The organism is Frankia sp. CcMO1, assembly GCF_977945845.1.
This window is the reverse complement of record NZ_CDWTMG010000146.1, coordinates 1-12,142: the sequence shown is the minus strand read 5'-3', so window position 1 is coordinate 12,142 and position 12,142 is coordinate 1. Positions and strand designations below refer to the sequence as shown.

The window sequence follows — 12,142 nt, the reverse complement described above, 5'->3', positions numbered from 1 at the left end:
GCCCGGGCGATGCCCACCCGGGCCAGACCACCGCTGGCCCTCGAGCACAGCGTTCAGCGTAATGTCCCGCCGGACGGATTTCGGTGGGCGGTCGCTTCCGCCCGCGGCGCCATCTGCGCGGTACGGAGACCGGGATCGGACGGGGCGAGACGTCGTGCGTCGGTGCGCCCGCGTGACGTGTCGCGCCACTGGCCGTTTGGTCTCGCCGGGCGGTGATGTGTCTGGCACGATCGTTGCAGGCCGGTCGCACCCGACGGAGATGTCCGTGGCGTCCATCGACGCCGATCGACGCCAGTCGCGGGAGCGCGTCCGCCATTCGCAACGGACGAGAGGGCGACATCGGTGCCGCAGGACCCGGCCGTGATCCAGCAACAGATCGAAGAGACCCGCGCCGAACTGGCGGAGACGATCGATTCCATCGCGGAGATCGTCAGCCCGCGCCGCGTCGCCGAGCGGGCCCAGGTGCAGTTGCGGGCGAAGACCGCCGAACTGCGCCACAGGTACGGTCCGGTCCTCGGGATCGGCCCGGGGCCCGCGCTTCCCGAACTGGGAGCCGGCGTCGGAGCCGATGGCCTGGCCCGGCGGGGGGATGCGGGCACGCTGACCGGGGGTGCCCTGGACGGCAGGGCGGTGCCCGGACCCTCCGGCGGCGCCACTGTGGTTCGGGTGGTGCGCTGGGAGCGGGTCGTTCTCGTCGGTGGAGGTGTGCTGCTCCTGGTGGGTGGGATCCGCCGTCGCCGTCGCCGCCGGTCGTCCCGGCGCGGGTGAGCGGCCACCCCGCCCGTCTGGGCCGCTCCCGGGCCGCGGTCGCGCCGACCCCCTGCCCCCCGCCTACAGGTCGCCGGTGCGGCGCAGCCAGGCCAGCATGAGGATCCCCGGCAGCACCGGCAGCCAGAAGCTGATCAGGCGGTAGACGAGGACCGCGGTGAACATGGACGCCGCCGTACCACCCGCGGCCGCGAGCCCGAAGGCGAGTGCCGGTTCGATCGCGCCGATGCCGCCGGCTGTCGGCGCCGCGCCGGCTACCATCGAGCCGATGAGGTAGACCGCGGCAACGGACATCAACGTCATGCTGGTGCCGAATGCCCAGACCGTGCAGGCGAGCGCGAGGATCTGGAAGAAGCGTGTCCCTATTTGGGACAGCAGCAGCACCAGAGTCCGGCACGGGGAACGGGCGAGGATCTTCAGATGAGTGTCGAAGGCCCGCACTGCCGGCCGGGCCTTCGACCGGATCCGCGGATGGGCCACGGTGCCCGTCACGAGCGCGCAGACCGCCCCACAGCTGAGCACGAACGGCCCCGGCCCGAGCCCCTGGACAGTGGACCGCAGCGGGTTAGTCAGGGCCGCGCCGATGCCCGAGGCGCTGAGGGTGCCGGCGACCAGGACGATGCCCCCGAGGTGCGCCACCCCGCCGGCCACCTTGATTGACGTGATGGCCGCCAAGGCCGCGGAACGCGTCATCCCGCGCCGTTCCAGGAAACGCAGATGGACCGCGATGGCCCCGAGACCCGCGGGCACGATCCGGTTCGCCGCCGCCGCCGCGACCTGCAGGCCGGTCGCGGTGCGTAGCTCGAGCCGCAGGCCGCTGGCCGCCCGCGTGGACAGGCCGTTGGCGAAGTAGAACAGGACCGAGGAGAGCGCGCAGATGACGAGCCAGTGCCAGCGGGGCGCGGGAACGCCGGCCAGCCGTGAGGCCATGTCGCCGCGGAAGCGCACGGCCAGGATGGTGAGGGGAACGGCGAGCATGCCGGCGAGCAGGACGTTGCGTCGCCGGGACCGGGCCGATCGGACCGGCCCGAGACGGAGCGCGAGCGGCTCGGCGAAGACGTGGGCGTCACCGGCCGGGGAGGCGACGAGCTCGCCCCTCGGTGCCGTTGCAGAGTTCGGTGCCGTTGCAGCCACGTCGTCGGAGTTGCCGCCCGGGTGGGCACCAGAGCGTCGTAGTAGCTGCCGGGTCAACACCGCCGGTGGTGGAAGCGGGGGCGCGGGCGCGGCGCTCTCGGCGCCGAGCAGGACCGGAGTCTCGATGACTACCCCCGTAGGATCGACAGGTGCGATCACGGTCGTGATGCAGAGGAGACGTACGTCACGGTACGCGGCTCGACGGTATGCGGCTTGGCTGAACAGCAGCTGAAGCATCCTTATTGCTAACCTAGCCACCGGAAGTCGCGCGACGACGCTTCGGGAGGAATCGGTCGGCGGCCCTGGTCAGGAGCCGCAGACCGCCTCGATCGGATCCTGTTGGCGTGGCAGGTCGAACCAGACCTGCTTGCCTGACCCCCGGGTGTCCGGCATCTCGACGACACCCCACTGCATCGCCAGCGTGGCGACCAGATGCATGCCCCGGCCCGACTCGTCGTCATCGTGGGCGGGTTTCAGCACCGGCCACAGCGAGCTTCCGTCGTCGACCGCGATGCGGATCCGGTCGTCGCGCAGGGACAGCGTGAGGCACAGGGCGGCGCGGGCACCGACGAAGCGCACCGCGTTCGTCACGACCTCACTGACGAGCAGCTGCGCGACCTCGACGGTCTCCGGGCGGCCCCAAGCGGCGAGCAGCTCGGTGACCAGCCGGCGGGCTCGGCTGGCGGCACGGGGATCGGCGGGCAGGTCGAAGCGTGCGCTGAGAGCTTCGGCCACGCCTCACCTTCCGTGGGGTCGTCAGGCACGGTCATCATCCCGGTGCGGGGGTCTGCCGCGTCGCGTTACTGCCACCATGACCGCCCCCCCAAACCTGACCCTCTGTGGTCGTCGAGCCAGGCAACGGCCACGCGACGCATCTGGATACCGCGACCGGGACGTCCGGGCGACGCGACGCGCCGAGGACGGCGTCGGCGTTTCCCCGGCCGGGCGTCGGGCCGGGGAGCCGCGCCGGGGCGGGTCGGCCTCCCCCGCTGGGACGGCCGAGCGGGTGACCGCGTCGGGGGATGGCGTCAGATGACGTCGATGCCGTCCAGCACCGACTCGCGGCGAGCCATCCAGGCCCGCGTGACCTCGTCGACCGCGGTCTGGTCGATGCGGGCCGCCGCCGCCGATAGGTTGCCGCGGGGAGGCGGCACCATGTCCGCATCCGCATCCGCTCGTGCGGCCGTTCGCGGCATGGCAGCCCGACCGGGGTGCGACGAGTTCGGCGGGTCGATCCCGGGTTGCGCGTACCGGCGACCGGAGCCGTGCGGTACACCACCGGTTCCGTCCGGGGCGCGCCCGTCGGGCGGGGTCGGGTTCCGATCGGAGGTCGGCCCGGGATGGTCGGGACGGCCGATGGGCCGTGGGCCGGGCCGGTCCCTCGTCGGTTGCCCACCCGGTTCCACGCGTCGCTCCGGTGCTCGGGGACGGTCTACCCAGGCTCTCGCCCTGTTCCCCGCGGGGCGTCCCGGGGACTCGGCCGGGCCCGGCTGCCCGCGGTCGGGCTGCCCGCGATGCATAGATCCCGGCTGCATAGATCCCGACCGGATGGATTCCGGCGGCGTCGGCCCCGGCTGGGGTGATGGCCGGCCCTGGTGGCGTCCGGGCCCCGGCACCGCGTGACCGGGGTCTGACGGGCCGCCCGGCCCGGTTCCGGTCATCGGGCGCGGCGTCTCGACCCTGGCCGTGGCCATCTCGACCGGACCGGAGATCGAGGGAGCGGGCCGGGACGACGGCACGACGACATCGCCCCGGGCCACCGACGGGTTTACGGCCGGCGGGTAGCTGTCCGCGGTGGACCGGTCCCGGTCCCGGTCCGTGGGGTACCCGCCCGTCGGATACCGGTCCGAGGAGTATCCGTTGGGAGCATGTTGCCGCCCGCCGGGCAGTCGTGGCCGGGCACCGGTTGGCTGCGGAGCACCCCGCTGGGCGGGGTGGGCGTCCGGGGGCGGGTAGCCCGAACGGTCGGAGTGTCCCCCGGACGGCGGGTGGTCGGAGTCCGCCGGGGACCCCATGGACAGGTGGGCAGCTGCCCCGGGCATCGGCTCGGGGAACTGTCCAGGAACTGGGGCAGGCGGCCTGACCGGTGACTGCGGTGGCGGTGGCGCGGGCGGCCTGGCCGCGGGGCGCGCCGGAGGGAACATCCTGGCCTCGTCGCCGGTGGCGGGGTGCTCGCGGTGGGGTGGCCCGGGACGGGCTCCCCGCCCCTCGGGGGCCACCGGCCGGGGATCCGGGCCGGGGTGTTCCGCGCCGGGGCGTTCCGCGTCGGGAGACGCGACCGGACCCGATCGGCCGGATGCCCGTCCGGCGACCGCTCGCCCGATGCCCGCGGCCTGCTCATCCTCCTCGTCGACCGCCCGGCTGTCCGGTGCGGCGCCCGGTGACATGCCGGTGATCGCGATGATCGACGCGCAGGGCCAGAGACGGTCGCAGCTCAGACAGAGGTCGAACTCATTCGGCTGATGAAGGTCGATGAGGGTGATCAGCGAGTGAATATGCTCGACGATCTTCGGGCCGACCAGGACCGGCCCACGGGCGATGACGTCGAGCTCCGAGCGCAGTCGCCCGTGATACTGCTCGACGTCAGCAAGGCGCGAATCCTCCATCACCGGCAGCATGCACCATAGCGGGCCAGCGGGCACGAAGGGTGTAGCCCGTTCGGGTTCACCGTCACTGCTGACTCACGTTCCGCTTCTGACCCGCGGTGCCAGATGCCGCTGATGGTTCCCTCTCCCTTACGTGCGGTGAGGATGGGAAGCGGGTTCGCCGGGCCGGGCCGCATGGTCATGCCGAGCCGGAGTCCGAGCCGGAGTCCGGACGGCGTGGCCGCGTGGAGGCGCTAATCGCAGATCAGGACCGGTCCGGCCGGACCTCGTCCGTGCGGCGGACCTGCCGCATCAGACCCTCTTGAAGCCTGGCGAACTCCTCGATGTAGGGACTTTCGACCTGCCCGGAGGCACCTCCGGGCTCCTTGCCTGGCGCGGACCGGTCAAACGGCTCGAAACCCGCGAACTGCCCGCCGGCACCCGGCGGCATGCGGTCGGGCTGGCCGTCGAACGCGGGGTAGTGCCCACCCCCCGCCGCCTGGAGGCCCCGCTCGGCGGGTCCGTCGTACCCGGGTCTGTAGGAGGACGGCAGGCCGTTGCTGCTCTGCGGGACCGCACGGTCCGCGGCGTTGTCGAACGCCGGGTAGTGGGCACCGTTGGCCGAGGCTGTGCGGTCGCTGGAACCGTCGTAGGCGAACCCCGAGCCGTTGGGGCTGCCGGACCCGGGGCTGACCGAGAGCGGGGCGCCGCGCATGCTGTCGCCGGATGCGTCCGACTGCTCCGTGGAGAGGAACCCCTCGGAGACCGGGTAGATGCGGGCCGACAGGCTGACCGACATCGGGTCACTGCCGTAGGTGATGACGTCAACCTGGTCCTCCGCGCTGATGCCGCCGCTGCGGGCGAGATCGACGAAGCGGAACAGATCGGCCCAGCGTAGCCCATCGAGGTCGACGCTGATGCGCAATGCCATGATCGTGCCCCATCCCTGAGGTTCGTTACGTGCCGACGGTTACCTGGGCGCCAACGGACGATCGAGGGGTGACCGGCTCGCCCCCCGTCAGCGCCAGCCCGGGCGGCGATGGGCGGCAGCTTATACCGCGTTGGGAGACCATTCCCCATCCGGGGAGGTTCGGCTGGCTCTGCTCCGATAAGGCGAAGTGGGGGTATCGCGTTCTCCGTCGCGTCCCGTCACCCGAGGGCATTCCCCGGCGGAACGTTGGCGGGGAATCAGGACGGCCGGGCGGGCCCTCCGGTGGGGAGGTGTGGGGTGTGTGGATGCCGGCCGGGAGGCGTGGGAAGTCCCGGCCGGCGGACGTGGTCGGTCGATCGGGCGGTCGTGAAATGCCGCCTGGGGTGTCACCGGTGATTGGAAGGCGGGTAGTGTCCGACCCTGTGAACGTTGTGTCCGGCGGTGTCAACGGGGTCGGCGCGGCTGGGGTGGGCACGCAATCGGGTGTCATGCAGTCCGGCGCGCTGCCAATCAGGCTCCTGCACGACCGCGTGCTGGTCGAGCCGCGTGAGGATTCCGTGGACCGGCGGTCGAAGGCGGGCATCGTCATCCCCCCGACCGCGCATATGGGGAAGCGCCTGTCCTGGGCGGACGTCGTCGCGGTGGGGACGGCCGTGCGGACCATCCAGGTTGGCGATCGGGTGTTGTTCGACCCCGAGGACCGGGCCGAGGTGGAGCTGCACTCGACCACCTACGTTCTGTTGCGGGAGCGGGACGTGCACGCCGTCGCGGCGGAGCGGTTGGACGATGGCCTGACAGGTCTGTATCTCTAGATCCGGCGGGTCGGCCCCCAGGCTTGCGTGGCCCTTTCCGACCATCCGATGACGGCGCGGCGTCCAGGTGGTGTACGGTGCCGCATCGATCGAGATGCGGGCGGTCCACCGGAGTCGTGATGTTTGATCATGGCTGTGGCGGGAGTGACACCGCGCCAGCCTGGTGCTGCCTGGCCTGACGCGGTTCCGCCCCGTATCGTTCGCTCGGCTCTGGAGATCCGCGTTCCGGCCGGGACCCTTGGATGTGGTGGAGGCACCCGGAAATGCGGACACAGGGCATCGCGTCACCTCAATCCTTGGGGTCACTGCGTACTGTAACCAGCCGATGTCCTGAGGTGCCGTGTTCCATGGCTCCTCACGCTCGGCCAAACCCAAGACCGATGGGTTGGCATACCCATTGGGTGAACGATGGCAGGGAAAGGAAGGAGACGCATGGCTCGTGACTTCGACGCTCGGCGAAGCACGGATGTCGAGGAGGACGAGCTCCAGGAACAGAGCCTGGAGACGCTCAAGGCGCAGCACGCCGGTGCGGCAGCGGACCTGGGGGACGACATGGACGCCCTCGAGGCCGAGCTGGACCTTCCGGATGCGGAGGTACGCGACGAGGAACTGTCGCTGCGGGTACTTCCCCGGCAGGCCGACGAGTTCACCTGCACCCGATGCTTCCTGGTGCAGCACCGCAGCCAGCTCGCGGACGTCCGTCACGTCGTCTGCTCGGACTGCGCGGCCTGAGGGCCGGGTCCCGGGCGGGGTGTCCCTCGACGGCGGGCGGTGCGGATCGGTTGCCCGGTTGCCCGGTCGCCCGAGTAGGCGTACCACTACCTAGCGCGAGCTTGTCGCTGGGGGTGGTGCGGATGCTCGACGAACAGTCACCGATGTCCGGTTCCGTCCGGACCCGTCCCGCCGTCTTTGAGGGTCGGCGGCCCCTCCGTCCGGAGGATGCCGCTCTCCGTCCCGGGGAGGAGGATCCCGCGGACGGTCCCGAAAGCCTGCCGCTGCTCCTGAACCGGTTCGTCCCCCCGCCGACCCCGCCGGGTCATGTCGATCGACCACGGCTGCTCGACGCACTCGACGCCGCTACCGCCCTGCCCCTCACGGTGGTGCGGGCCCCGGCCGGCTCGGGCAAGACGGTGCTGGTCGCGGCCTGGGCCGCGGGCCGGCGGGGGGAGACGCCGATCGTGTGGGTGCGGGTCGATCCGGCGGTCGTCCCCGGCCCGCGTGGCGGGGAGCCGGGCCTCCCACTGTGGCCGCAGCTGCTGCACGGGCTGGGACGACACGGTCTGCTCCCGGCCGGTGAGGGCCTTGGGAGCCGGTACGGTCCCGCGGCCGACGATCTTTGTGATCGGCGTTACCGATGGCTCGCCAACATCCTCGCCGACCTCCCGGCGTCCTTCATACTGATCCTCGACGACGTGCATCTGATCACCCGGCGTTCGGACCTCGACGGCCTCGAACTGCTGATCGACGCGGCCGCGGACCGGGCCCGGATTATTCTGGTGGGCCGGACGGTGCCCGTGGCGCTGCACCGGCTGCGGGCTGCCGGGTGGGTCACCGAGATCGGCCCGACGGATCTCGCCTTCACCCGGGCGGAGGCCGCCGCCCTCCTGGGCCGGCAGGAGATCACGGCGTCGCCCGCGACGGTGAGCGGTCTCGTGCACGTCACCGAGGGCTGGGCGGCCGGGCTGCGGCTGGCGGCCGGGGCGCTCGCCGCACGGGAGCGACGACCACTGCCGGGGGCGGATGGGCGGTGGGAAGCGGCCGTCGCATCCCCGTCCGGTGGCCTCGGTGACACGGCTGGTTTGTCCGGCGCCGTGGCCGGCCATCCCGCGATCGCCGATTTCCTGCAGGCCGAGGTGATAGCCGGTAAGCCGCCGCGGGTACGCCGCTTCCTCCTGCGGACCAGTGTCCTGGAGCGCATGACCGGGCCGCTGGCGGACGCCGTCGCGGCCGAGCGGATGGATGCGGGCGTCCTGGCGGCGGATACCGGCTCGCGTGCCGCGCCGCCGCCGGACGCCGACGCCGACGCCGCGAGCATGGCGATGGGCCCGCCCGGCGAGTGCGGCCCCGGGGACACGCCGGCACCCACGGTAGGTGCGCGGGTGAGCGGGAAGGAAGTTCTGGCGGCACTCGCGCGCGCCGACGGCTTCGTGGTTGAGCTCGACCACGACGGCGGATGGTTCCGCTTTCACCGGCTGCTTGCCGCGGTGCTGCGTTCCGCGTTGGCCGCGGACGGCGACGAGGACACCGATGAGCTCCACTTGCGAGCCGCGATCTGGTTCGCCGCGCACCGTCGGACGACGGATGCGGTACATCACGCCGCGCATGCCGGGGACTGGTGGTACGCGGCCTGCCTGCTCGTCGATGGGCCCGAGATGGTGGACGCCCTGCACGGCGGCGCCGCGGGGTTCAGCTCGATCATGACGGCGATGCCGGACTCCCCGGCCTTGTGGTCGCCGGAGTGCGCACTGGTCGCCGCCGTGGGCCGGCTGGGCCAGGGACAGGTGGGGGCGGCCACCAGATGCCTGCAGGTGGCCCGGGGGAGCATCGCCGCGGCGGTCGTGTCCCGTCGTCGCGCGCTCGTGGTCCGAGCCGATCTTGTCGACCTGCGCCGGGCGGAGCTCGCCGGGGCGTGCGAGGAGATGCTGAGTATCACCCGCCGGTTGCTACGGTCCCCGGGCAGGCCGGGCGCCGTGCCACAGCCGGTTGATCCGGCGGTTGCCGGCGTGACGGGGCGGGCGGAGGCCGCGGGGAAGGTCCGGCCACGACCGCCCGTCGGCGTGCGGCCGCCGGGAGATCCCCGGTTCCTGCCCGCTGGTCCTGCCGGCCCTGCTGGTCCTGCCGGTCCCATCGGGGCCATCGGGGGCGCCGAAGGTCCCGGACTGGAGCCGTCCGGTGTTCGACATGATCACATTGGGGAAGGCGCGGCCCGCCCCGGCTCCGTCGTCGGTGGGGCCCAGCCGGACCGCCCGGCCGGGATCGTCGCGCGATCGACCAGCGGTGGCGGGGGCGTGGGTGGTCCCGACGGGATCGTGGCGGCTGTGGCTTGGTGTGCGCGCGGGCAGGCGGAGCTTTGGCTCGGCCGTCCCGACCTGGCGCTGGAGGCGTTGCGGGAGGCGATGGCGGCGGCCCGGGATGGCGGTCTGCGGACGGTCGAGGCATCGGCGTCCGGGGCGATGGCTCTCGCCTACGTGCTGCGAGGTCGATTGCGGCAGGCCGAGTCCAGCGCGGCAGTGGCGGTCGCCACCGCCGCTGTGATCACTGCCAGCCCGGTCGATCCCACGGCCGTCCCCGCATCCTCGGATGGTCTGACCGACATGCCGGCCGGCCTGGTCGAGGCGCATCTCGCCCATGCGATGGTGGCGGCCGCCCGGGTCGACGACGTGCGCGTCACGCACCATCTCGACCTCGCGCGGATGGCCTTCACCCCGGCGCATCCTCCATACCTGCTCGATCTGATCGTCGTGCTGGAGGCGAGGGCGCGATGCCGGCGTGGGGAGGCGGACGATGTGCGGGCTGCCCGCCGTCTCCTGGCGTCGCGAGGACGGCCGGCCGGACCGCCGCTGTGCCTGTCGCTGTGGCGCGCCGCCGAGACCGACCTGCTGATCGCCGTCGGGAACGCCCAGGCTGCCCGGCAGCTGCTGGGACAGCTGGCCGACACCCGCCGGCCGGACCATGCTCTCGCGCTCGCGGCGGCCCGGGCGAACCTCGCGTGCGCTGATCTAGAGGGAGCGGAGCACGCGGTGGCGGCTCTGCTGCGGGCGGATGGCGGCGGAGGCGGTTCGGTGGTGTCGGCATGTGTGGTGGCAGCGGTGGCGGCCGCGCGGCGTGACGACCACGGGCGTGCCACCGACCTGCTGGCGCGTGCCCTCGCGCTCGCCGAGGACGAGGGACTCGCTGGCCCGTTCCTCGAATTCGGTGGCGAACCATTGGCGATCTTGGATGCCCATCCCGGTCTCTCCGCCGCACATCCGTTCTTCGTGTCGACTCTGCGGGCCCTGGCCACGATGGCGTCCGCCGCCGCGGTGAATCCGCGGACGCCGACCGACGGCGGACCGGTCATGGCCGTCTCCGGGGCGGGGGTGCCGCCCGTGGGGGCGCCGCCTGTGGGGGTGGCCGGCCTGGGGGCGCCGAGCGGGGGGATGCCGAGCGGAGAGGTGGCGGTGCCCGCTCCCGCGTGGCCGGCCACCCCACGTCAACCCGTCATGAGTGGGCGAAAGGCACGTCCGGCCCTTATGACCCCCGCGGCGCGCTCGGCGCCGCCTAACTGTGACCGTCAGGGGGCCAACGTCCCGCGCGGCCCTCGCTCCGGTCCGGCGGGCCACGGCCTTGGGGTGGGAACGAGTCCGATCTCTCTAGGGCAGCCAGGGGCGCGCGAGCGCTCACCCGGTTCCATGGACGGGCGGGGACCCGGGGCGGGTGACCGGCTCAGCGACCGGGAACTCGCGGTCCTCAGCTATCTGCCGACGATGTTGACGACCGCCGAGATCGCCGCCGAGCTCTTCGTCTCCGTGAACACGGTGAAGACGCACCTGAAGAGCATCTACCGCAAGCTCGACGTGCCACGGCGTCGCGATGCTGTACATCGTGCGCGCGAATTGCGTCTATTGTAAATAGTCATACCCGGGACCCGTGTAGCCGGCATCGAGGTGGCCGGCATCCGTCTGGATCGTGTCGGACCCGGGCTGCGGTGGGCCGTACCGGTATGTGCCGAGCGCCGCCGTTCGTTCGAGGTGCCGCCCGATCGGGCCGGGACCAGGCCCGATCGGTGTCCGCCCCGGTCCGCGGGTACGCGCGGTGGCCCGTGCCGGTGCCGGCAGGAAGGCATGGAGCAGGCAGATCATCGATGTCACGATCCCCATGATGATCAGGATCAGGCCCAGAATCTGGAGATCCACTCCGGTGGTGCGCCAGGTGAGCGCGTAGCGCAGGATGGCACCCATCACGACCAGGAAGACCGACCGCCCCAAGGTCATCGCCTTCGTACCTCTACCTCTTTCCTGCTGTGGCTTTGGTCTCCCGCCGTGGCTTCGACCGGGGGCTTCGGCCGGTCGATGATCGGCGCATGGCCACATCGCGGACCCCGGCCGCGCTCGATGGTGTCCGCGCTCGATGTGTCGTCGTCGTGGAGCGGCACCATGGGATGGGTGGTCCGTGCAGGGAGCGGGGAACTCCACCCCTCCGGGGCAGGCCGCGGGCCGCTGGCGAAACTGTGCGCTGCCGTTGTGGATACCCTGCGTGACCAATGTTCATGCTGTCGATGTTGGTCGGGATCCGAGGCTCACCCGTGCCGGAGGACGTTTTCTGGCTTCTTTCGCGACCGCGATCGAAGCCGGGGGAGCCAATCTCGTACTTGTGAGGTAGCCCCGACGGGTGGTGCCAGTGGGAGGGAAAAATCACCTCGAGCCACTGCCGGGGGCTGCCGGACGGCGTCATCCCAAACGTTTACGTGCGTTAAGGTCGCGTTTTCCCCGGCTGCGCCGAAGGTACGGGGTGAGTGTGATCAGGGGGTGTGGGTGACCGCTGGCGTAGCGAGGGAGATGGGCCCTACGCTTGCCGCACCTGTCCAACTTCGCCGGAAATCAACCTGGCGACCTCGTCCCTAGCGGACGAGGCCTGGCGCCGGTTCTGAGTTCTGACCCCCCCCGGAGGCACGTGTGACCGACCGAGTTTCCCGCCCGCATGATGTTATCGGTGAGGACGCACTACATCGGCCACGAATTGGCGTGACCGTCGACACATCCGCCGAGGCCGCTGCGGCGGGCCGGGTCGCGAGGCGTGTCTCCGCGAGCTCACCCGCACCGCTGACCCCGCCGCACCGCTCGCCGACCACCCGGCATTCCGCCGCCACCGGCGCCGGTGCGGGGCGACCGCTTCACCAGCGCTCCGGCCCACCGGGGAGCGGTGTGCCGATG

General features: G+C 72.0%; 10 protein-coding genes. 5 read left to right on the top strand and 5 right to left on the bottom strand.

The window, feature by feature from the left end:
* The first annotated feature begins 342 nt into the window (after positions 1-342).
* Entirely contained in the window at positions 343-768 is a 426-nt protein-coding gene (locus AC08OU_RS16560; protein ID WP_476600419.1) for a DUF3618 domain-containing protein, read from the top strand.
* 63 nt (positions 769-831) lie between these two features.
* Here AC08OU_RS16560 and AC08OU_RS16555 read toward each other — a convergent pair whose 3' ends face one another.
* The 4 genes from AC08OU_RS16555 to AC08OU_RS16540 all read right to left on the bottom strand — a co-directional run bounded on the left by AC08OU_RS16555 (position 832) and on the right by AC08OU_RS16540 (position 5,418).
* A complete protein-coding gene (locus AC08OU_RS16555) occupies positions 832-2,061 on the bottom strand; it encodes a lysylphosphatidylglycerol synthase transmembrane domain-containing protein (RefSeq protein ID WP_476600417.1) in 1,230 nt (409 codons plus the stop codon).
* 147 nt (positions 2,062-2,208) lie between these two features.
* A complete protein-coding gene (locus AC08OU_RS16550) occupies positions 2,209-2,637 on the bottom strand; it encodes an ATP-binding protein (RefSeq protein WP_476600415.1) in 429 nt (142 codons plus the stop codon).
* A 293-nt stretch (positions 2,638-2,930) separates the two neighbouring features.
* A complete protein-coding gene (locus AC08OU_RS16545; RefSeq protein WP_462186757.1) occupies positions 2,931-3,059 on the bottom strand; it encodes a hypothetical protein in 129 nt (42 codons plus the stop codon).
* A gap of 1,693 nt (positions 3,060-4,752) precedes the next feature.
* A complete protein-coding gene (locus AC08OU_RS16540) occupies positions 4,753-5,418 on the bottom strand; it encodes a hypothetical protein (protein WP_476600413.1) in 666 nt (221 codons plus the stop codon).
* A 422-nt stretch (positions 5,419-5,840) separates the two neighbouring features.
* Here AC08OU_RS16540 and AC08OU_RS16535 point away from each other — a divergent pair, with 422 nt between their 5' ends.
* From AC08OU_RS16535 to AC08OU_RS16525, 3 genes are all read left to right on the top strand, one after another.
* Complete coding sequence (locus AC08OU_RS16535) at positions 5,841-6,230, top strand: GroES family chaperonin (RefSeq protein ID WP_035908101.1); 390 nt, start codon at positions 5,841-5,843, stop codon at positions 6,228-6,230.
* Positions 6,231-6,662: 432 nt separating this feature from the next.
* Positions 6,663-6,962, top strand: a complete 300-nt coding sequence (locus tag AC08OU_RS16530; RefSeq protein ID WP_476600411.1) for a DUF4193 family protein — start codon at positions 6,663-6,665, stop codon at positions 6,960-6,962.
* A gap of 143 nt (positions 6,963-7,105) precedes the next feature.
* Positions 7,106-10,840, top strand: coding sequence for a winged helix-turn-helix domain-containing protein (locus AC08OU_RS16525; protein ID WP_476605248.1), 3,735 nt, complete (start codon positions 7,106-7,108; stop codon positions 10,838-10,840).
* Here AC08OU_RS16525 and AC08OU_RS16520 read toward each other — a convergent pair.
* On the bottom strand, positions 10,832-11,203 hold the full coding sequence (locus AC08OU_RS16520) for a hypothetical protein (protein ID WP_476600408.1): 372 nt from the start codon (positions 11,201-11,203) through the stop codon (positions 10,832-10,834). The two genes, AC08OU_RS16525 and AC08OU_RS16520, sit on opposite strands and share 9 nt — an antisense overlap.
* Before the next feature lie 750 nt (positions 11,204-11,953).
* Between AC08OU_RS16520 and AC08OU_RS16515 the strand changes: the two genes are divergently transcribed.
* The coding region (locus AC08OU_RS16515; RefSeq protein ID WP_476605247.1) for a hypothetical protein at positions 11,954-12,142 on the top strand (189 nt) is incomplete at its 3' end.

Coding starts and splice junctions, on each gene's coding strand:
- AC08OU_RS16545 (WP_462186757.1), bottom strand. CDS start 3,059: ATGGTGCCGCCTCCCCGCGGCAACCTATCGGCGGCGGCGGCCCGCATC.
- AC08OU_RS16540 (WP_476600413.1), bottom strand. CDS start 5,418: ATGGCATTGCGCATCAGCGTCGACCTCGATGGGCTACGCTGGGCCGAT.
- AC08OU_RS16530 (WP_476600411.1), top strand. CDS start 6,663: ATGGCTCGTGACTTCGACGCTCGGCGAAGCACGGATGTCGAGGAGGAC.
- AC08OU_RS16525 (WP_476605248.1), top strand. CDS start 7,106: ATGTCCGGTTCCGTCCGGACCCGTCCCGCCGTCTTTGAGGGTCGGCGG.
- AC08OU_RS16520 (WP_476600408.1), bottom strand. CDS start 11,203: ATGACCTTGGGGCGGTCGGTCTTCCTGGTCGTGATGGGTGCCATCCTG.